This is a genomic window from Pseudomonas sp. 15C, from assembly GCF_055484735.1.
This window is the reverse complement of record NZ_JBUDGD010000008.1, coordinates 55,046-74,739: the sequence shown is the minus strand read 5'-3', so window position 1 is coordinate 74,739 and position 19,694 is coordinate 55,046. Positions and strand designations below refer to the sequence as shown.

The 19,694-nt window shown below is 61.4% G+C and carries 17 protein-coding genes; 8 read left to right on the top strand and 9 right to left on the bottom strand.

Annotated elements, in window-relative coordinates:
• The first annotated feature begins 96 nt into the window (after positions 1-96).
• Positions 97-1,242 (top strand): AlgP family protein, encoded by a 1,146-nt coding sequence (locus tag ACYYKW_RS06855; protein WP_464989714.1) that lies wholly within the window; start codon positions 97-99, stop codon positions 1,240-1,242.
• Here ACYYKW_RS06855 and ACYYKW_RS06850 read toward each other — a convergent pair.
• Complete coding sequence (locus ACYYKW_RS06850; protein WP_336356448.1) at positions 1,239-1,700, bottom strand: TIGR02444 family protein; 462 nt, start codon at positions 1,698-1,700, stop codon at positions 1,239-1,241. The genes ACYYKW_RS06855 and ACYYKW_RS06850 overlap by 4 nt on opposite strands.
• 50 nt (positions 1,701-1,750) lie before the next feature.
• Here ACYYKW_RS06850 and ACYYKW_RS06845 point away from each other — a divergent pair, with 50 nt between their 5' ends.
• From ACYYKW_RS06845 to rhtB, 3 genes are all read left to right on the top strand, one after another.
• A complete protein-coding gene (locus tag ACYYKW_RS06845) occupies positions 1,751-3,661 on the top strand; it encodes an ATP-binding cassette domain-containing protein (RefSeq protein ID WP_093097141.1) in 1,911 nt (636 codons plus the stop codon).
• The gene (locus ACYYKW_RS06840) at positions 3,661-4,242 is read left to right on the top strand and encodes a mechanosensitive ion channel domain-containing protein (protein ID WP_464989713.1); all 582 of its coding nucleotides are present in this window, start codon (positions 3,661-3,663) and stop codon (positions 4,240-4,242) included. Before ACYYKW_RS06845 ends, ACYYKW_RS06840 begins: the two co-directional genes overlap by 1 nt.
• A 190-nt stretch (positions 4,243-4,432) precedes the next feature.
• Positions 4,433-5,065, top strand: a complete 633-nt coding sequence (gene rhtB / locus ACYYKW_RS06835; protein WP_090287403.1) for a homoserine/homoserine lactone efflux protein — start codon at positions 4,433-4,435, stop codon at positions 5,063-5,065.
• Positions 5,066-5,168: 103 nt separating this feature from the next.
• Here the strand turns inward: rhtB and ACYYKW_RS06830 are convergent, their stop codons facing one another.
• The 5 genes from ACYYKW_RS06830 to ACYYKW_RS06810 form a co-directional block, all read right to left on the bottom strand.
• Positions 5,169-5,912, bottom strand: a complete 744-nt coding sequence (locus ACYYKW_RS06830) for a penicillin-binding protein activator LpoB (protein ID WP_464989712.1) — start codon at positions 5,910-5,912, stop codon at positions 5,169-5,171.
• A 3-nt stretch (positions 5,913-5,915) separates the two neighbouring features.
• The gene (gene lpoB, locus ACYYKW_RS06825; protein ID WP_039757415.1) at positions 5,916-6,503 is read right to left on the bottom strand and encodes a penicillin-binding protein activator LpoB; all 588 of its coding nucleotides are present in this window, start codon (positions 6,501-6,503) and stop codon (positions 5,916-5,918) included.
• A 36-nt stretch (positions 6,504-6,539) separates the two neighbouring features.
• Complete coding sequence (locus tag ACYYKW_RS06820; RefSeq protein WP_090287397.1) at positions 6,540-6,914, bottom strand: YcfL family putative periplasmic lipoprotein; 375 nt, start codon at positions 6,912-6,914, stop codon at positions 6,540-6,542.
• Positions 6,915-6,929: 15 nt separating this feature from the next.
• A complete protein-coding gene (locus tag ACYYKW_RS06815; protein WP_093097166.1) occupies positions 6,930-8,324 on the bottom strand; it encodes a COG3014 family protein in 1,395 nt (464 codons plus the stop codon).
• A gap of 205 nt (positions 8,325-8,529) precedes the next feature.
• Positions 8,530-9,936 (bottom strand): COG3014 family protein, encoded by a 1,407-nt coding sequence (locus ACYYKW_RS06810; RefSeq protein ID WP_464989735.1) that lies wholly within the window; start codon positions 9,934-9,936, stop codon positions 8,530-8,532.
• 252 nt (positions 9,937-10,188) lie between these two features.
• Here ACYYKW_RS06810 and ACYYKW_RS06805 point away from each other — a divergent pair, with 252 nt between their 5' ends.
• Positions 10,189-12,084: an FTR1 family protein gene (locus ACYYKW_RS06805; protein WP_464989711.1), complete on the top strand. Its 1,896-nt coding sequence runs from the start codon at positions 10,189-10,191 to the stop codon at positions 12,082-12,084.
• Between the two features lie 96 nt (positions 12,085-12,180).
• Positions 12,181-12,636, top strand: a complete 456-nt coding sequence (locus ACYYKW_RS06800) for a YaiI/YqxD family protein (RefSeq protein WP_332764291.1) — start codon at positions 12,181-12,183, stop codon at positions 12,634-12,636.
• A 129-nt stretch (positions 12,637-12,765) separates the two neighbouring features.
• Here the strand turns inward: ACYYKW_RS06800 and elbB are convergent, their stop codons facing one another.
• Positions 12,766-13,434 carry an isoprenoid biosynthesis glyoxalase ElbB gene (gene elbB / locus ACYYKW_RS06795; protein WP_090287386.1) on the bottom strand — a complete coding sequence of 223 codons (669 nt, stop codon included), beginning with the start codon at positions 13,432-13,434 and terminating at the stop codon, positions 12,766-12,768.
• A 225-nt stretch (positions 13,435-13,659) separates the two neighbouring features.
• A complete protein-coding gene (locus ACYYKW_RS06790; protein WP_336356443.1) occupies positions 13,660-14,319 on the bottom strand; it encodes a DedA family protein in 660 nt (219 codons plus the stop codon).
• Between the two features lie 208 nt (positions 14,320-14,527).
• Between ACYYKW_RS06790 and hemB the strand changes: the two genes are divergently transcribed.
• Both hemB and ppk1 read left to right on the top strand, forming a co-directional pair.
• Entirely contained in the window at positions 14,528-15,541 is a 1,014-nt protein-coding gene (hemB, locus tag ACYYKW_RS06785; RefSeq protein ID WP_464989710.1) for a porphobilinogen synthase, read from the top strand.
• Positions 15,542-15,559: 18 nt separating this feature from the next.
• Positions 15,560-17,785 (top strand): polyphosphate kinase 1, encoded by a 2,226-nt coding sequence (ppk1, locus tag ACYYKW_RS06780; protein WP_090287379.1) that lies wholly within the window; start codon positions 15,560-15,562, stop codon positions 17,783-17,785.
• Positions 17,786-18,045: 260 nt separating this feature from the next.
• On the opposite strand, the gene ppx is transcribed toward ppk1, so the two are convergent.
• Positions 18,046-19,548: an exopolyphosphatase gene (gene ppx, locus ACYYKW_RS06775; RefSeq protein ID WP_090287377.1), complete on the bottom strand. Its 1,503-nt coding sequence runs from the start codon at positions 19,546-19,548 to the stop codon at positions 18,046-18,048.
• Positions 19,549-19,694 lie beyond the last annotated feature (146 nt).

The following is a 19,694-nucleotide window of genomic DNA, read 5'->3' as shown; positions in this document are numbered from 1 at the left end:
TGCAACGCAACGGTTTCGATACTGTCAAGATGCCCTAGCGGCGGTATCAGCAGAGGTCTAGTATGAGCCGCACTCACGTCAGCCAGGAGGTAAACCATGTCGGCCACCAAGAAGCCTGTAAATACTCCGTTGCACTTACTCCAACAACTCTCGGGCAGCCTGCTCGAGCATTTGGAAAACGCTTGCTCGCAAGCCTTGGCTGATGCTGAAAAACTGCTCGCCAAGCTGGAAAAGCAACGCGGCAAGGCGCAGGAAAAACTGCACAAATCGCGCACCAAATTGCAGGACGCAGCAGCGGCCGGCAAAGCCAAGGCACAGACCAAAGCCAAGGGCGCGGTGAAAGAACTGGAAGACCTGCTCGATGCGCTGAAGGATCGTCAGTCCGAGACACGCAGCTACATTCTGCAGCTCAAGCGCGATGCCCAGGAAAGCCTGAAACTGGCCCAGGGTGTCGGTCGCGTGCAAGAAGCCGTGGGCAAAGTCCTGTCCACCCGCGCTGCCAAACCAGCCGCGGCACCGGCGAAAAAAGTCGCCGCCAAACCGGCCGCCAGCAAGACTCCAGCGAAAACCGCAGCGGCCAAGCCTGCTACTAAAACGGCAGCCAAGCCTGCTGCGAAAGCACCGGTGAAAGCTGCGGCCAAACCGGCTGCCAAAGTCGCTGTGAAACCTGCGGTGAAAAAACCGGCTGCGGCGAGCGCTGCAAAGCCGGCGGCGAAAACCACCGCTGCCAAACCAGCTGCCGCCAAGCCTGCCGCTAAAACTGCCGCCGCCAAACCGGCTGTAAAACCCGCCGCGACCAAAGCCGCTCCGGCGAAAACCGCCGCTGCCAAACCGGCCGCTAAACCTGCGGCGAAAGCTGCGACGAAACCCGCCGCAAAACCTGCCGCCAAAACCGCAGCTGCCAAGCCAGCCGCAAAGCCAGCTGCAAAAGCTGCCGCCAAGCCAGCTGCAAAACCAGCAGTGAAAGCCGCCGCCAAGCCAGCCGCCGCTGCTAAACCAGCCACCTCCGCCGCCAAGCCTGCTGCTGCCAAACCGGCCGCCAAGCCAGTTGCGAAACCGGCTGCAAAACCTGCCGCGAAGAAGCCAGCCGCTACCAAACCAGCCGCCGCTCCAGCTGCCAAGCCTGCCGCGCCAGCCACTCCGGCCGCCGCGGCACCTGCCGCTACTCCCTCGATCCCTGCGACTGCGCCATCGCCAGCCGCTGCATCGAGCGTCAGCAACAACCCGACCAGCGCTTCCTAAGTGCCGGTTGCCGCGACGCGCAGCACTTGCAGCGCGTCGCGGTTCGGGCTGGCCGCCGCGCCGGCCAGTTCTTCAAGCCAGGTGGTCGAGCCGGCAGCGTTTCGCGCCCACGCCTGCGCTACACCTTCAAGCCGTGACAGCAATGCTCGCTCAGCCTCAAGCTCGAGTGACTTGATCTGCTCGCGCATGCCTTTCAATACGGCATCATCGTTTGCCCGCGTCTTCCATTGCATGCGCAATGTTCGCAGCGGCTGCACCACCTCGGCGTCCCAAGGCTCGGTCAGCGTCCGCAGCAGGCTCACGCGTTGCTCATCACACGCTACCGCGCGTTGTTCCAGCCACAAACCGCACAGCAACAGGCAGACATTGGCGCCCGCTGTTTGCAATTGCAGGCAGGCATCTTCCACACCCGCTCGGGTGTAGACATTCAGGGCAAAGCTCCACAGGTCAGAGGACATCGTGCTACTCGCGCCAGTTGTGAGCGAAGCTGGTAGACTCCGCCGCCATTATGATCCGACTTCAGAACCTGACTTTACAGCGTGGCCCGCAACGTCTGCTAGAAGACGCCGAGCTGACCCTGCACGCCGGCCACAAAGCCGGCCTCATCGGTGCCAACGGCGCCGGCAAATCCAGCCTGTTTGCCTTGCTGCGTGGCGAGTTGCACCCGGACTCGGGCGATTGCCTGCTGCCGGCCGACTGGCGCATCGCGCACATGCGCCAGGAGGTCGATACCCTCGAGCGCTTGGCCGTCGACTATGTGCTCGACGGCGACCTGCGCCTGCGCGAAGTGCAGCGCGAGCTCGCTGCCGCCGAGGAGGCCCATGACGGCACCGCGTTGGCGCGTCTGCACGCCGAGCTCGACAGCGCCGACGGCTACACCGCCGATGCGCGGGCGCGCAAACTGCTCGCCGGTCTCGGTTTCAGCAACGAGCAGATGGATCGTCAGGTCGGCGATTTCTCCGGTGGCTGGCGGATGCGTCTGAACCTGGCGCAGGCCCTGATGTGCCCATCGGACCTGCTGCTGCTCGACGAACCGACCAACCACCTGGATCTCGACGCGATCATCTGGCTCGAGGAATGGCTGAAAAGCTATCCGGGCACGTTGCTGCTGATTTCCCACGACCGCGATTTCCTCGATGAAGTGGTCGATCACGTGGCCCACGTCGACCAGCGCAAGCTGACCCTCTATCGTGGCGGCTACACCGCGTTCGAGCGTGCCCGTGCCGAGCGTCTGGCCCAGCAGCAACAGGCCTACGAGAAGCAGCAGGCGCAGCGTGCGCACATGGAAAGCTACATCGCCCGCTTCAAGGCCCAAGCGACCAAGGCTCGTCAGGCGCAGAGCCGGATCAAGGCCCTTGAGCGGATGGAAGAACTGTCGGCGGCGCACGTCGATTCGCCGTTCGATTTCGTTTTCCGCGAATCGAGCAAGATCTCCAGCCCGCTGATCGACCTGTCCGATGCGCGTCTGGGTTATGGTGACAAAACCATCCTGGAGAAGGTCAAGCTGCAACTGACCCCAGGCGCGCGGATTGGTCTGCTGGGTCCGAACGGTGCCGGTAAATCGACGCTGATCAAGAATCTCGCCGGCGAACTCGAACCGCTGGCCGGGCGCCTTACCCGCGGCGAAAACACCGTGGTCGGCTATTTCGCACAGCATCAGCTCGATTCGCTGGATGCCAAGGCCAGCCCGTTGCTGCACTTGCAGCGTCTGGCGCCGACCGAGCGCGAGCAGACCTTGCGTGATTTCCTCGGCGGTTTCGACTTCCGCGGTGCGCGCATCGACGAGCCGGTGCTGAATTTTTCCGGTGGCGAAAAGGCTCGTCTGGCGTTGGCACTGATCGCCTGGGAACGGCCGAACCTGCTGCTGCTCGACGAACCGACCAACCACCTCGATCTGGAAATGCGCCTGGCGCTGACCATGGCGCTGCAGGAATTCAGCGGCGCGGTACTGGTGGTGTCTCACGATCGGCATTTGCTCAAGAGCACCACCGACAACTTTTACCTGGTCGCTGACGGCAAGGTTGAAGAGTTCGATGGCGATCTCGAAGACTATGCGCGATGGCTGGTCGAGTATCGCCAACGCAACGCGCCGGCGAGCAACACCCCGGTGAACCCGGACAAGACTGACAAGAAGGCCCAGCGTCAGGCAGCTGCCGCGCTGCGTCAGCAACTGGCCCCGCACAAGCGAGAGGCCGACAAGCTCGAAGCCGAGCTGGGCAAGCTCCACGAAAAACTCGCCAAGGTCGACGCGAGTCTGGGCGACAGTGACATCTACGAGCCGGCGCGCAAGAACGAACTGCGCGATCTGCTTGCCGAGCAGGCCAGGTTGAAGGTTCGCGAAGCCGAGCTTGAAGAAGCCTGGATGGAAGCGCTGGAGACTCTGGAAAGCATGCAGGCGGAGCTGGAGGCGTTGTCCTGATGGAAGCGTTCAAGCTGCCGCTGCCGGCCATGTGGATTGAGCCGATCTGGCTCGGCGTGCAGATTCTGTTGATCCTGCTCGCCGGTTACCTGACCCAGCGCGTAGTCGCCAGGGGCCTGACCCGTCTGGGTGAGCGCTATCCGTTCCCGCCACAACTGCTGATGCCGCTGCGCGGTGTATTGCGCTGGCTGATCATGGGCAGTGCGGTGATATTCGTGCTGGAACGCCTCGGGGTTTCGGCGACGGTGCTGTGGACCGCTCTCTCTGGATTCGTCGCGGTGGCGGCGGTGGCGTTCTTTGCCATGTGGAGCGTGTTGTCCAACCTGCTCTGCGCCATTCTGATCTTTACTGTCGGGCCGTTCCGCCTGGGCGATGTCGTCGAGCTGGTCGATACCACCGACAAACCGGGGGTCAAAGGCCGGGTGGTGGCGATCAATCTGCTCTACACCACATTGATCGAGGCCGAAGAACTCGGCACCGGCAGCGCCATGGTGCAGGTGCCCAACAGCCTGTTCTTCCAGCGTTCGGTGCGGCGCTGGCGCGGGACGGATGTGTTTCCTGCGAGCGGGTTCGAGAAGTAGATTTCCGGTGCCTGATCTGGCGCTTTCGCGAGCAGGCTCGCTTGTACACAAGTTGACCCCGATCAGAATGTGGGAGCAAGCCTGCTCGCGAAGAACTCACTAGCGCTGCAACATTCAGAAAAACCGGTAGTCATCCAGGTACAGCCGCATTAGCTTATGCCTTTGTCACGAGCACGAGTCGAGGTGTGCGATGGAGCTTCAAACATGGCTGGCGTTTTTCGCCGCTTGCTGGGTGATCAGCCTGTCGCCGGGCGCCGGCGCCATCGCGTCGATGTCCAGCGGTCTGCAATACGGTTTCTGGCGCGGTTACTGGAACGCCCTCGGTCTGCAGATCGGTCTGGCGGTGCAGATTGCGATTGTCGGCGCCGGGGTCGGGGCGATCCTCACGGCTTCCGCCACGGCGTTCCATGCGATCAAATGGTTCGGCGTGGCCTATCTGGTTTACCTGGCGATCAAACAGTGGCGCGCGCTGCCCATGGACATGAGCGATGACGCCGCGGTGCGGCCGATCGGCAAGCCGCTGGCGCTGGTATTTCGCGGGTTTCTGGTGAACATCAGCAATCCCAAGGCGCTGGTGTTCATGCTCGCGGTGCTGCCGCAGTTCATCAACCCGCATGCGCCGTTGTTGATTCAGTATCTGGTGATCGGGGTGACGATGATCTTCGTCGATCTGATCGTCATGGCGGGCTACACCGGGCTGGCTTCGAAAGTGCTGCGTTTGTTGCGCACGCCGAAGCAGCAGCGCCGTATGAATCGCACGTTTGCCGGGCTGTTCATCGGTGCCGCAGCGTTTATGGCGACGTTGCGCAAAGCGGCGGTGTAAACCGCATAGGCACAAAAAAGGCGACCCGGGCGGTCGCCTTTTTTGTGCCTGGAACGCAGAGCGTCCCGGGCTGCATGCCCACGCTGAGCGTGGGAACGATCAGTCAGCGCAGAATCACCGGCGCGGTGTCGCGTGGCAGATTGTTGCGCTGTGGTGCCTCGCGCGGCTGCTCGTAACCGTCGCCACCGAGCTGCATGCTCAGCTGTCCGGCCACGTCTTCGCCCAGCGCTTTCGAGACTTCGCGGACCACCCGTGGACGGTTCAGCGAAATCTTGATGTCGCGATGATTGACCAGTTTGGTGTCCTGCGCTTCGCCCATCGCCGTGAACGCCGAGGTGATCTCGAAGGTCTTGGTGTTGATCAGGCTGAAATCCGCCACCAGCGTCAGGCCCAGTACCGCCGAATAGCTGTCGGTGTGCGCCAGCTCGTTGATGTCCTGGGTGAAGTCAATATCCGAGACCGTGCCGAACAGCACGTAGTCGGCGCCCTTGAAATTGCCGGCCTTGATGCGCTTGATCACGTCGTACACATCGCCCTTGGACGAGGCGGTGTATGGCGTGCCCTGCACCAGCTGGAACATGCCGGTACGCAGGATCTCACCCTTGATGTCGCCAGTGAATTTGCGCAGCTCGCTCTGCTCGATGTAGCTGGTGGTGGCTTCGATCTCGTTGTAGCTCGAAGAACCGCTGGAGCTGTAGTAACCCTCGCGGTGATTGCTCTGCGCCGAAACGATGTGGATGTATTGCTCCACGCGCTCCTGGTACGCCAGATCCGTCACCGCGACTTTCGGGGCCGCTTGCACGCTGAACGCGCAAGCCAGGGCCATCATGCCAATCCATGCGCGCATTGCTTAACGCTCCGTGGTTTTGCGGATCTCTTTTTCGTCCATCCACTCGGCCAGACCGCTTTCGACGTCGATCAGTTGCAGGCTGAATTTGTAGAAGACGTCCTTGTAATCGCTGCTGCGCTTGACGATCGAGCTGATCGAACCTTCGATGCGGTACTTGGCGGCGATCATGTTGCCAGTCTTGGCCACGGTGCTCTTTTTGTACAGACCGCTCTGGTTCTGCAGCTTGAGCTGGTCAACCTGGCTCTGCATCGCATTGTTGTCGCTGGCGAAACGCGCAACGCCGGTCTTCATCAACTGGGTCTTGATGCTGGTGGTGATTTCGCGGGTATCGATGTACTCGCTGGTCTTGTTCTTCACATCGTAGACCTGAACCACCGGACGGCCCTGCAGGATGCCGGACTGAGCCAGCGAGCGGGTCATCGACTCGGCGATCATTTGCAGGTCGGTCGAACCGAATTCGTTGGTCACGGTTTCCACCGCTTTGGTGTCGCCGTAGCTGATGTTCTTGCTGCCGAGTGTCGGCGAGGTGTTGGCGCAACCGGAGGCCAGCAGGGCGATGACAGCGATGCAGGAAAAGCGTGCAAACATGGGAGTGATCTCTGAATCAGGAATAGGGTGACGGGCTTAAGGCGTTTTGATTTCCAGACGGAAATCCATCGCTTTCGGGGTCGGGGCAATGGCCTGAATAAAGCTGGTCTGAGCGCCGTACATCATCTGGCTTTTCCAGACTTCTTCTTCGGCCACCGGGAAACCTTCCGCGCCAAGCCAGGCGAAGCGGTAGTAGAAAATCTTGTTGCTGTTGAGGGTGTTGCTCAACTGCACGTTGACGGTCATGAAGCCGTTTTCGCGGGCGACGCGCATAGCGCCGACAACGATGTGTTTCTGCGGGCCCATGGCCACGACTTTGCTCGCGGCGCTGCCCGGCTCTGGCGGTGGCGGGGTGGCGCAGCCGCTCGCCAGCAAGGCGAGGGCGGCGACGGCGATGAGTTTGAAGCGCATGCAAAGACTCCGTTCTTAAGGTTGTTTGAGGCTGGCGACGCTGGTCGCAGCGGCATTCGGGACGACGTGGGCAGCGAGGCCACCGGCGAACACCTGATTGCCCACGGCGCGCAGGCTGATCACCTGGTAACGCTGGTCAACGTTGACCTTGACCACCGAGCCACCCACGGCGCTCGGCAGCGTGACCTGATGTTCGCCCTTCTTCAAGCGCAGGCGCACCACCTGAGTGTTGTCTGGCAGCGTACGCCATGTACGGGTATCGGCACCTTCGAGCACCGCTGAAGAAATACCCACGGCCAAGCCAGCCAGCGGGTTGGTTTCGTTGATCTGTTTTTGTGCCACGCCTTTGGTGATCGCCCGCACGGTGGTGCGTACGATGATCCCCGGCATATCGTCACGCAGCGCACGGCGCGACATGGCGGTGGTGCTGTTGAGCGCGGTCAGGTCGACTTGCTGGCCGTCGACGCCAATCTGCGAAAACGGCGCGGTGGAGGTGTCCGGTTTGATGATCGGGAACGACAGCGGGGTGATCACCACGTTGTTGGAGATCGGCAATGGCAGCGGCACGCGGATCGAGTCGCGGGCTGGGGCGAGTCCGCTTTGCACCACAATCAGGATGTCGCTGTCGTCGGATTTGCTCGGCTTGTCGAGATTGACCAGGGCCTGCTCCAGCAGCGGCGTGTTCGGGCGCAACTCGGCGGCTTTGCGATAACCCGGTGCAGCCAGATCCTTCTCGCCCAGCGCTTCGTAAACGAAGCCGGCAAGGTAGTGGCTGAACGCACTCTGGTAGCTGTTTTTCAGGCCCACCACTTCCGGGGCGTCGAGGCTGGCGACCGGATAACCCTGCAAATCCTTGTACTGGGTCTTGATCCCTTCCTTCTCGGCCTCTTCTTCGCTCTTGAGGTATTCCTTGTCGCGCAGATCGGCGATGACCGCCTCACGCTCGTGAGTGCGCTTGATCGCGGTGCGCGCGCCGTCGAAATCGTTGACTGCGAGCAGGTTCAGGGCCATCTGCGTGGTCAGCATGACTTTTTCGTAGTCGTAGCCTTCGTAGCGGCGCACCTTGTCATTGACCAGGAAACTGCCGAACTGGGCGAGATACTTCGCGCTATCGAGCTTGACCGCATCTTCCCACTGACCGACCACCTGATCAGCGCTGGTCCAGGCATTCTGGCTGCCGGACAGGTCGCCCTTGGCGCGCAGCAGTTCACCTTTTTCGAAGTAATAAAGCAGATCTTTGTCGGTGCCGGTGTTGTTCTTTTCCAGCAGGGTCAGTGCAGCGTCAACGTTGCCGGAGGCCAGTTGCTGATTGGTTTGAGCCAGTTCGGAGTCGTAATTGCGAAAGGCCGAACAGCCGGACAGCAGGGTGACGGCGCTGAGCGCGAGCAGAGTGGGAGCGCGGAATGCCATGGGTACTTCTTCCCTGAGTAGCGATAACTGCAGCCGCGGGTGCTGGTCGGGCTGATATGACCGATCGACAGTGGCGCTGGCCTCCTGCCAATTCCTCTTGCAAGAGGAGCTTTGATGCCGGCTCGCAGGGCGAGGGCGCGGCATTATAAGCGTGCGGTGATGGCTATGTAATAGCTTTTTAACTGCACTTTTTAACCTTGTGCCATCACTTCTCAGCGGATTGAGTGTTTGTTGGCAAAGTTTCCAGCCGGGGAATGAACGCCGATCCCACGGTAAATACCTGATCCCGGAATACCCGCAGATGCAGAATCTGGCGATCTTGATCGACGCGCATCTGAAACGGGTGATTGATGGGCGTCATCGCAAACCGAAAAGTGTGCAACCCTTTCTTCAGGCGCAGGCGAGCGACCAGTGTCTTGTCCGGTAGCGCCCGCCAGGTCCGGGTATCGGCTTCCTCGAAAGGGTCATGTTGCGTGACGATCAGCGATGCTTTTGCCGGGTTGCGCTCGTTTTCCTGCGCCTGACCGATTGCTGCCATGTTGGCGCGAAACATCGCCCGCGAAATGATTTGCGGCATGTCGTCACGTAGTGTGCGCATGGACATGTCGGTCACGCTGTTGATCACGGTCAGCGATTGTTTGCGACCGTCCACGCTGACATGGCTGAAGTTGGGAGTGACCGCGTCCGGTATCATCACCGGGAATGAAATGGGCGCGACGATGACCAGATTTTCATTCAGGCGGACCGGAATGGGCACCTGCACTGAGCTGCGAGCAGGGGCCAGGCCACTTTGGATAATCAGCAACACATCGCTTTCATCGGCTTTCGCTGCCGGTTTGTCGAGATTGCGCAAAGCCGATTGCAGCCAGGGCATGTCGGGACGCAGTTCGATTGCCTGACGATAACCGGACGCTGCGAGTGCTCGCTCACCCAAAGCTTCGTAGGTGAAACCGGCAAGATAATGGCTGAACGCACTCTGGTAGCCATTTTTCAGTTCCACGACCTGAGGGGCTTCAAGCAAAGCAACTGGATAACCTTCAAGGTCCTTGTAGTGCGGGGTTTTGCCTTGGGCCTTGGCCTGTTCCTCGGCCGCTTCGTATTGCTTTTCCCGCTGACGTGCGATCAAGGCCTCGCGCTCATGGGTCTTTTTGATGTCTGCGCGGGCGCCATCAAAATCATTCACGGACAGCTGATTGAGAGCCATCTGCGTGGTCAACATGACCTTTTCGTAATCGTAGCCTTCGTAGCGCCGCAGCTTGTCATTGACCAGCATCGTGCCCATTTCGTCACCGAAGCGTGCCAGCAACTTCATGGCGCCGGAGGGGTTGGCCTCCTCGCGCTGAAAAATCATCCGGTCGGCGTGACGCCAGGCGTCCTGGCTATCGGGGAGGACACTGCCGGCGCTGAGAATTGCACCTTTTTCCAGGTAGTAGAGAAGATCCTTATCCTCCCAGGGATTGTGCATTTCGACCAGCGCCAGGGCTCCGTCAAGATTGCCCCGAGTCATCTGTTCGGTGGTCTGCTGCATCTCCGTGTCGTAGTTGCGGTAGGCGGCACAGCCGCTCAGCTGAACCGCCACGCAGAACAAAAAAACCGACGGGATTATCCGCATCGACGATGATTCCTTGCGCGCAAATGCTCTGGGGCGGGCAGTATAAAGTGGATGATGGCAAATGGCTGCGATCTTCATCGGGGCAGTACGAAGTACCATCGCCAGTGGGCAATGCGGCAATACTCGGGGATAACCGTTGCTGCCGTCTTCCGGCTATTTCCTGTCAATCAAAGCGAAACGCCGACAAAGCTTGAGTGAAACGTCTGCGAAGTGAACAATATGTAACTTCGCATTTCCATTTGAGATTCGTTCATGACTGCCTCGTCCCGATTGCTGGCCTGGCTGCTGTTCCCGTTGTTTGCCCTGAGCAGCCTGCCGCTGCTGGCCGATACCGTGGAAGGCGCGCCGCAGGCGTTGCACCTGCTCGATTACATCAGCGCGGATTACCCGCCAACGGTCGAGGCGGGAAAGGTCGTCGATGACGCTGAATACCGCGAGCAACTGGAATTCACCCAGGCGCTGCAAGGGTTGATTGCCGGCATGCCGGCCAAACCGGAAAAAGCCGCACTGGAGCAAGGCGTCAGCGCCTTGCACACTGCGATCAGCGCCAGGCAGGACGGTGCCGAGGTGGCGCGGCAGGCGCGACAATTGGGCGCGCAACTGGCGGTGGCGTACGAAGTCAGCCAAGCCCCGATCATCACCCCCGACCCAACCCGTGGCGCACCGTTGTATGCGCAGCATTGCTCGGTGTGCCATGGCGACAGCGGTGCCGGTGACGGCCCGGCCGCGCTCGGCATGTCGCCGGCGCCAGCGAATCTGCGCGACGCGGCGCGGATCGATCATCTGAGTCTGTACGCCATCTACAACACCCTCGGCCAAGGCGTCGAAGGTACCGATATGCCGGCGTTTGCCGATCAGCTCGACGATCGCCAGCGCTGGGATCTGGCGACCTATATCGCCGGTTTCAGTGCCGACGCCACGGCTGCGAAAGCCGACAAGACCTACAACATTGCCGATCTGGCCCGCCAGACCCCGGCCGAAGTGCAGGCCGCCGAAGGTCCGCAAGCTGCGGCGACATTCCGTGCACAACGGGCGCAACCGCCGCAGGTCAAGCGTGGCCCGGCGCAGTTGCTCGACTACACCGCCGCTACTCTGGACAAGAGTCTGGCCGCCTACCGCGCCGGTGAGCACGATCAGGCGTACGACCTTTCGGTGGCGGCGTATCTGGAAGGCTTCGAGCTGGTCGAAAGCTCGCTGGATAACGTCGACGCCAACGTGCGCAAGGACACCGAAAAATCGCTGATGGCGTATCGGCAATCCTTGCAGGACGGCCTGCCGGTCGAGCAGGCCGAGCAACGTCTGGACGCGGCCAAGGCCAAACTCAAGGAGTCGGCCGGTCTGTTGGGCAGCGATGGCCTGAGCTGGTCGCTGAGCTACATCTCCGGGCTGCTGATTCTGCTGCGCGAAGGCCTGGAAGCGATTCTTGTGCTGGCGGCCATCCTCGCGTTCCTGCGTAACACCGGGCAGCAATCGGCAGTGCGCAGCGTCAACGTCGGCTGGGGCCTGGCATTGCTGGCCGGCTTGGGCACCTGGGCGCTGGCGGCGTATGTGATCGATGTCAGCGGTTCGCAGCGTGAATTGCTCGAAGGCGCGACAGCCCTGTTCGCCAGTGTCATGGTGTTGTGGCTCGGCGTGTGGATGCACGATCGCCGGCATGCGGCCGCCTGGCAGGATTACATCAAGAGCAGTCTGGTCGGCGGTGGCGGGCGTTTCGGCTTCGCGATCCTCGCGTTCTTCTCGGTGTATCGCGAGCTGTTCGAAGTGATCCTGTTTTACGAAACCCTGTGGTTGCAGGCCGGACCTGCCGGGCACAACGCGGTCTTGGCGGGCGGGGCGACGGCGCTGGTGCTGCTGGTGGGTCTGGCGTGGGTGATCCTGCGTGGTTCGGCGAAATTGCCGCTGACGTTGTTCTTCAGCATCAACGCGGCGCTGCTGTGCGCGTTGTCGGTGGTGTTTGCCGGGCATGGCGTGAAAGCGTTGCAAGAGGCCGGGATCTTCGGCACGCGGCCAGTGGCGTTCTTTGAATTCGACTGGCTGGGGATTCACGCCGATGCGTATTCGTTAGCGGCGCAGGCGGTGGCGGTTCTGGCGATTGTTGTGTTGTATGGGCGTAGTTGGGTGGCTGAGAAACGCCGCGTCGCCGTTTAACCAGCATTCGCTGGCGCTCACTTCGCGAGCAGGCTCGCTCCTTGGATCGGTGTGTATCCTGTGGGGAGCGAGCCTGTTTGTTTTTGGAGAAAGAAAATGCGTGTCTGGATTGATGCGGACGCCTGCCCGCGGGCGGCGAAGGATCTGGTGGTGAAGTTCGCCCTCAAGCGCCAGTTCGAGGTGGTGCTGGTGGCTGGGCAACCGCAGACAAAGCCGGGGCTGGCGATCGTCAAACTGATCGTGGTGCCGAGCGGGCCGGATGCGGCGGATGATTATCTGGTCGAGCACGCGGTGCCCGGTGAGCTGGTGATCTGCAGCGATATCCCGCTGGCCGACCGCTTGGTGAAGAAAGGCGTGGCAGCGCTGGATCCGCGCGGCAAGGAGTTCGATGCGCAGAACATGGGCGAGCGCCTGGCGGTGCGCAACCTGTTTACCGATTTGCGTGAGCAGGGGCAGGTCAGTGGCGGCCCGGCGCCGTTCGGCGAGCGGGAGAAGCAGGCGTTTGCCAATGCGCTGGACCGGATTCTCACCCGCCTGACCCGCAAACCCTGAGCCCCACACAAGTCCCTGTGGGAGCGAGCGTGCTCGCGAAGACGGTGGGTCATTCAACACAGAGTTGCCTGATCTAGCGCTTTCGCGACCAAGCTCGCTCCCACAGTCGGGTTTGCATGCAGGCAATGATCAGGCGTCGTTCTCATGGGTCAGCTCGAGCACGCGGTCGACCAGTTTGTTGATGCCCGACGCCGCTTCACTGATGGTCTGCGCCAGCATGTAGGCTGGGGTGGTGACGAGTTTGCGCGCCTTGTCTTCGACGATCTCGGTCACCGCGCACTCTTCGTGGGTCGCGCCCATTTTGCTCATGGCCGCGGCGGTGTCTGCATCGTTGCCGATGGTGCAGGTCACGCCGGGGCCGTAGATTTTTGCTGCCAGCGCCGGGGAAATGCAAATCAGGCCGACCGGTTTGCCCGCTTCGGCAAACGCCTCGGCCAGCGCCAGTACTTCAGGCTGTACGCTGCAACCAGCGCCTTCGATGGCGAAATTCGAGAGATTTTTCGCCGCACCGAAACCGCCCGGCACGATCAGCGCGTCGAACTCCTCGACGTCGGCGTCGCGGATGTCCTTGACGTTGCCACGGGCAATGCGCGCCGATTCCACCAGCACATTGCGCGACTCGGGCATTTCCTCGCCGGTCAGGTGATTGATCACATGCAATTGCGCGATGTTCGGCGCGAAGCACTGCACCTGCGCACCGCGCTGATCAAGGCGCAGCAGGGTAATCACGCTTTCCTGGATCTCGGCACCGTCATACACGCCACTGCCGGACAGGATCACTGCAACTTTTTTGCTCATGGGTTTCTCTCCAGATTCATGGCGCTCAATGTCCACTAAATCGTCGCGCGTTGCCATAGGCGCAACGGGCGGCGGTATCGGGCACAGAACCCTCTCTTCATGGATCGCAACGGCGGCGGGGTGTTCATTTTTTGCGGGCGACGCAAGCGTGCCGGGAGGGGAAACAGTGGGGCGTGAGGACCCGGCGCACCGGGCACGGCCGCAGGCATGAGAGCGTGCGGCGCGTTACTCGGTCGGCGTCTTGGGTTCGGCGGGGCTGGACGCTTCGGTGTTGCGCAACTGTTCGGCCTCGGCGGCTTTGGCCAGTTGCTCGTCCTGATAAATCTGTTTGGCCAGGCGCGCATTCTTGAAGCGCCGGCGCAGCCACAGCCCGAGGCCCAGGATCAGCAAGGCGCCGAGCACCCACAGCTCGTACTTCTTGATGCTGCCGAGCATGCCTTCGAGCACCGCACCGAAGTGATACGCGGCAGCCGCCAGTGCCGTGGCCCAGATCGCCGCGCCAATGCCGTTGAGCAACAGATAACGTCCCGGCGGATAACCCGACAGGCCGATCGCCACCGGCATCACCGTGCGCAGACCATAGACAAAACGGAAACTCAGGACCCAGATGTCCGGATGCTTGCGGATATGCTCCAGCGCGCGGTCGCCCATCATCTGCCAGCGCGGTTTGCGCGCCAGCAGTTTGCGCCCGTGCTTGCGGCCGAGGAAGTACCACAGCTGATCGCCGGCATAACTGCCGCAGAAGGCCACGACCACCACCAGGTTGATGTCCATGTATCCGCGGAACGCGAGGAAGCCCGCGAGCACCAGGATGGTTTCGCCTTCGAAGAACGTGCCGAGAAACAAGGCAAAGTAGCCAAAGTCGTGCAGAAATTGTTGGAGCATTGTCTGGGTGCTGGCGAAATGAACGCGCAGCCTAACCCTTCGGACACATTCATGAAAGTGTCCAAATGTGTCTCGACGTGAACATTTCCTACGCTGACAATGGAATGCGGCTACGTGACAAGGGGCACACATAACTGTCATCTGTTGGTCATAATGGCCGTCTATAACTGTCACGCTCGCCCGTTTTGCCCGGGCTCAGGAGTCCGCCGTGAGCTTTACCCCCGCCAATCGCCTGTTCCCTGCTACCCGTCTGCGTCGCAACCGCCGTGATGATTTTTCGCGTCGGCTGGTGCGGGAAAATGTACTGACAGTCAATGACCTGATCCTGCCGGTGTTCGTGCTCGACGGCGAAAACCGCCGCGAAGCCGTAACGTCGATGCCGGGCGTGGAGCGGCTGACGATCGACTTGCTGCTCGAAGAAGCGGCCAAGTGGGTTGAGCTGGGGATTCCGGCACTGGCGCTGTTCCCGGTCACCCCGCCGGAACTGAAATCCCTCGACGCTGCCGAAGCGTGGAACCCTGAAGGCATTGCCCAGCGCGCGACCCGCGCGCTGCGTCAGCGTTTTCCGGAGCTGGGCGTCATCACCGATGTGGCGCTGGATCCGTTCACCACTCACGGCCAAGACGGCATCCTCGACGAAGACGGCTACGTGCAGAACGACGTCACCGTCGATGCACTGGTCCGCCAGGCGTTGTCCCATGCCGAAGCGGGCGCGCAAGTCGTAGCGCCGTCGGACATGATGGACGGGCGCATCCAGGCCATTCGTGAAGCGCTGGAAATCGCCGGCCACGTCAACGTGCGGATCATGGCCTATTCGGCCAAGTACGCCAGCGCCTACTACGGCCCGTTCCGCGATGCGGTCGGCTCGGCCAGCAACCTCGGCAAAGCCAACAAGGCCTCCTACCAGATGGACCCGGCCAACAGCGACGAAGCGCTGCACGAAGTCGGTGCGGACCTGGCCGAAGGCGCGGACATGGTCATGGTCAAGCCCGGCATGCCGTACCTGGACATTCTTTTTCGGGTCAAAGATGCCTTCAAGGTGCCGACCTTCGTCTATCAGGTCAGTGGCGAGTACGCCATGCACATGGCCGCCATTCAGAATGGCTGGTTGAGCGAAGCGGTGATTCTTGAATCACTGACCGCCTTTAAACGTGCCGGCGCAGATGGCATCCTGACTTACTTTGCCGTTCGTGCCGCTCAATTGTTACGAGAGCAGAAATAGCCCTCCCAGGAACATGCGATGAATACCGAAGGACTCACTGAAGTTGCCGTAAAAGAAGCTCAACCGGTGGTCGAGCAGATCGCCGAGACCCCGCCGGAACTCGAGCCTGCGCCACCCGCGCCGGTCGCCGAACCCGCAGTGGCGGTGCCGGCGATCGCCATCCCCGGCCTGGATGACAGCAGCCTGTACATCCACCGCGAGCTCTCACAACTGCAATTCAACATCCGCGTGCTGGAACAGGCGCTGGACGAGTCCTACCCGTTGCTGGAGCGGCTGAAGTTTCTGCTGATCTTCTCCAGCAACCTCGACGAATTCTTCGAGATCCGCGTCGCCGGGCTGAAAAAGCAGATCACCTTCGCCCGTGAACAGGCCGGCGCCGATGGCCTGCAGCCGCATCAGGCGCTGGCGCGGATCAGCGAACTGGTTCACGGTCACGTTGACCGCCAGTACGCGATCCTCAACGACATCCTGCTGCCGGAGCTGGAAAAGCATCAGGTGCGCTTCATTCGCCGGCGTAACTGGACCACCAAGCTCAAAACCTGGGTGCGCCGTTATTTCCGCGACGAGATCGCGCCGATCATCACCCCGATCGGCCTCGACCCGACGCACCCGTTCCCGTTGCTGGTGAACAAGAGCCTGAACTTCATCGTCGAGCTCGAAGGTATCGACGCCTTCGGTCGCGACTCCGGCCTGGCGATCATCCCGGCGCCGCGCCTGCTGCCACGGATCATCAAGGTGCCGGAAGAAGTCGGCGGCGCTGGCGACAACTATGTATTCCTGTCGTCGATGATCCACGCCCACGCCGATGATCTGTTTCAGGGCATGAAGGTCAAAGGCTGCTACCAGTTCCGGCTGACCCGAAACGCCGATCTGGCGCTCGATTCCGAAGACGTCGAAGACCTGGCCCGCGCGCTGCGTGGCGAGTTGTTCTCACGACGTTATGGCGATGCGGTGCGTCTGGAAGTTGCCGACACCTGCCCGAAACACCTCTCGGACTACCTGCTCAAGCAGTTCAACCTGAGCGAGACCGAGTTGTATCAGGTCAACGGCCCGGTCAACCTGACGCGTCTGTTCAGCATTACCGGTCTCGACAGCCACCCGGAACTGCAATACACGCCGTTCACCCCGCAGATCCCGAAACTGCTGCAGAACAGCGAAAACATCTTCAGCGTGGTCAGCAAGCAGGACATCCTCCTGCTACACCCGTTCGAGTCGTTCACTCCGGTCGTCGACCTGCTGCGTCAGGCCGCGAAAGACCCGCATGTGCTCGCCGTACGCCAGACGCTGTACCGCTCCGGCGCCAACTCGGAGATCGTCGATGCGCTGGTCGACGCCGCGCGTAACGGCAAGGAAGTCACTGCGGTGATCGAGTTGCGTGCGCGGTTTGACGAAGAGTCCAACCTGCAACTGGCAAGTCGTCTGCAAGCGGCCGGTGCGGTGGTGATCTACGGCGTGGTCGGCTTCAAGACCCACGCCAAGATGATGCTGATCCTGCGCCGCGAGGCTGGCGAAATCGTCCGCTACGCGCACCTCGGCACCGGTAACTACCACGCCGGCAACGCCCGTCTGTACACCGACTACAGCCTGCTGACTTCCGACGACGCCTTGTGCGAAGACGTCGGCAAACTGTTCAGCCAGTTGATCGGCATGGGTAAGACCCTGCGCATGAAAAAGCTTCTGCATGCGCCGTTCACCCTGAAAAAAGGCATGCTCGACATGATCGCCCGCGAGACGCAATTTGCCCTCGACGGCAAGCCGGCGCACATCATCGCCAAGTTCAACTCGCTGACCGATCCGAAGATCATCCGCGCGCTGTACAAGGCCAGCCAGTCGGGCGTGCGCATCGATCTGGTGGTGCGCGGCATGTGCTGCCTGCGGCCGGGCATCGCCGGGGTCTCGCACAACATCCACGTGCGCTCGATCATCGGCCGCTTCCTCGAGCACACGCGGGTGTTCTACTTCCTCAACGGCGGCGACGAGCAGATGTTCCTCTCCAGCGCCGACTGGATGGAGCGCAACCTCGACAAGCGCGTCGAGACTTGCTTCCCGGTGGAAGGCAAAAAGCTGCTGACGCGCGTGAAGAAAGAGCTGGAGCTGTATTTGACCGACAATACCCACAGCTGGAGCTTGCAGTCGGACGGCCGCTATATCCGCAACACGCCGACCGGCAACCAGAACCCGAGGAGTGCACAGGCGACGCTGTTAGAACGACTGGGTAGCCCCATCCTTCCGGTAAGCAGCTAAAAGCCCCTCACCCTAACCCTCTCCCAGAGGGAGAGGGGACTGACCGAGGTGGATTTTCGAGCTACGCCGACCTGAAGCATCGAGTCGAACTCAGGCCTTGAAGCCTAAGGAGATCGGCTCCCTCTCCCTCTGGGAGAGGGCTGGGGTGAGGGGGAAGCTTCACCCCCGATCTCAAGCCGAAACCAATAAAAAAGGCGATCCCTGCGGATCGCCTTTTTGCACCTGTCATCCACCCACCTGTAGGGGCGATTTGCGGTGTATCAGTGGACGGTGAGCACAATCCCCACCCGCGTCAGCCACTCTGCCTCAAGCCCGAAATCCGCCTGGGTCAGCTGGTTTTCATCCAGCCAGTTCTCCGGGAATTCCACATCAAGGCTGTCGCCATTGGCATGCAGCACCACCTGCGGCATCGCCTGCGTGCCGCGAATATGGTGGAACAGGATGGCAAAACGCAGCAGCACGCACAGGCGAATCAGCTTGATGCCGTCGTCACCGAATTCGGCGAACTTGTCCTTGGGAATATTGCGCCGATGGCCACGTACCAGCAGGGCGAGCATTTGCTGGTCTTCGCGGGAGAACCCGGCGAGGTCGGAGTGCTCGATCAGGTAGGCGCCGTGCTTGTGGTAATGGTAGTGAGCGATGTCCAGGCCGACTTCGTGGACTTTCGCCGCCCAGCCGAGCAGCTCGCGCCAGATACCGTCGTCCAGCTCCCAGTCTGCCGCGACCTGATCGAAAGCGTGCAAGGCTTTGCGCTCGACCCGCGCCGCTTGCTTGAGGTCGACGTGGTAGCGTTCCATCAGCGAAGTCAGGGTGCGTTCGCGCACGTCTTCGTGGTGATGGCGGCCGAGCAGGTCATAGAGTACGCCTTCGCGCAGTGCGCCTTCGCAGTGATCCATGCGTTGCAGTTCGAGGGCGTCGAAGATCGCTTCGAGAATCGCCAGGCCGGCCGGGAAGATTGCACGGCGGTCGGGTTTGATGCCTTCGAAATCGATCTTGTCGACATCGCCAAGCTTGAACAGGCGGCGCTTGAGCCAGGCCAGGCCTTCGGCGTTGACTTCACCGGTGCCGTGGCCGCCGGCCTTCAGCGCCAGACCGATGGCGCGGATGGTGCCCGAGGAGCCGATCGCTTCATCCCAGGTCAGGCGGTGCAGGGCATGCTCGATGCTCATGATCTCCAGCCGCGCCGCGGTGTACGCCTGAGCGTAACGGGCCGGGGTGATCTTGCCGTCCTTGAAATAGCGCTGGGTGAAGCTGACGCAGCCCATCTGCAGGCTTTCGCGCAGCAGTGGCTCGAAGCGCTGGCCAATGATGAATTCGGTACTGCCGCCGCCGATGTCGGCGACCAGACGTTTGCCCGGCGTATCGGCGAGGGTGTGTGACACGCCCAGGTAGATCAGGCGCGCTTCTTCACGGCCGGAGATGACTTCTACCGGATGGCCGAGGATTTCTTCAGCGCGGTGGATGAATTCGATCCGGTTGCGTGCTTCGCGCAGGGCGTTGGTGCCGACGATGCGCACGGCGCCCAGCGGCATGCCGTTGATCAGCTGTGCGAAGCGCTTGAGGCAGTCGAGACCGCGCTGCATCGATTCTTCGTTGAGCTGGCGCGCATCGTCGATGCCGGCGGCCAGTTGTACCTTTTCGCCGAGACGCTCGAGAATGCGGATCTCGCCGTTCTGGGCCTTGGCCACGACCATGTGAAAGCTGTTGGAGCCCAGGTCGATTGCGGCGATCAGGGACAGATTCTTGGCTTGGGATTGCGGCATGATCAGGGAGTCTCGGTCGATAACCCCGCCATCGTGCCACGATCACACGCTGACGCCAACGCGCACGGCGCAAAGCCTTGATACATCGATGAAAGTCGATGACCGCTGCGCGGTCAATCGCGGGCAAGCCCGCTCCCACAGGTTTT

What these genes read in the sequence shown, in the direction of transcription:
- ppk1 (WP_090287379.1), top strand. Translation starts at nt 15,560, where the DNA reads ATGAATACCGAAGGACTCACTGAAGTTGCCGTAAAAGAAGCTCAACCG.
- ACYYKW_RS06830 (WP_464989712.1), bottom strand. Translation starts at nt 5,912, where the DNA reads ATGCGCGCATGGATTGGCATGATGGCCCTGGCTTGCGCGTTCAGCGTG.
- lpoB (WP_039757415.1), bottom strand. Translation starts at nt 6,503, where the DNA reads ATGTTTGCACGCTTTTCCTGCATCGCTGTCATCGCCCTGCTGGCCTCC.
- ACYYKW_RS06800 (WP_332764291.1), top strand. Translation starts at nt 12,181, where the DNA reads ATGCGTGTCTGGATTGATGCGGACGCCTGCCCGCGGGCGGCGAAGGAT.
- elbB (WP_090287386.1), bottom strand. Translation starts at nt 13,434, where the DNA reads ATGAGCAAAAAAGTTGCAGTGATCCTGTCCGGCAGTGGCGTGTATGAC.
- ACYYKW_RS06805 (WP_464989711.1), top strand. Translation starts at nt 10,189, where the DNA reads ATGACTGCCTCGTCCCGATTGCTGGCCTGGCTGCTGTTCCCGTTGTTT.
- ACYYKW_RS06840 (WP_464989713.1), top strand. Translation starts at nt 3,661, where the DNA reads ATGGAAGCGTTCAAGCTGCCGCTGCCGGCCATGTGGATTGAGCCGATC.
- ACYYKW_RS06810 (WP_464989735.1), bottom strand. Translation starts at nt 9,936, where the DNA reads ATGCGGATAATCCCGTCGGTTTTTTTGTTCTGCGTGGCGGTTCAGCTG.
- ACYYKW_RS06790 (WP_336356443.1), bottom strand. Translation starts at nt 14,319, where the DNA reads ATGCTCCAACAATTTCTGCACGACTTTGGCTACTTTGCCTTGTTTCTC.
- ACYYKW_RS06855 (WP_464989714.1), top strand. Translation starts at nt 97, where the DNA reads ATGTCGGCCACCAAGAAGCCTGTAAATACTCCGTTGCACTTACTCCAA.
- ACYYKW_RS06820 (WP_090287397.1), bottom strand. Translation starts at nt 6,914, where the DNA reads ATGCGCTTCAAACTCATCGCCGTCGCCGCCCTCGCCTTGCTGGCGAGC.
- rhtB (WP_090287403.1), top strand. Translation starts at nt 4,433, where the DNA reads ATGGAGCTTCAAACATGGCTGGCGTTTTTCGCCGCTTGCTGGGTGATC.
- ACYYKW_RS06850 (WP_336356448.1), bottom strand. Translation starts at nt 1,700, where the DNA reads ATGTCCTCTGACCTGTGGAGCTTTGCCCTGAATGTCTACACCCGAGCG.
- ACYYKW_RS06815 (WP_093097166.1), bottom strand. Translation starts at nt 8,324, where the DNA reads ATGGCATTCCGCGCTCCCACTCTGCTCGCGCTCAGCGCCGTCACCCTG.
- ACYYKW_RS06845 (WP_093097141.1), top strand. Translation starts at nt 1,751, where the DNA reads ATGATCCGACTTCAGAACCTGACTTTACAGCGTGGCCCGCAACGTCTG.
- ppx (WP_090287377.1), bottom strand. Translation starts at nt 19,548, where the DNA reads ATGCCGCAATCCCAAGCCAAGAATCTGTCCCTGATCGCCGCAATCGAC.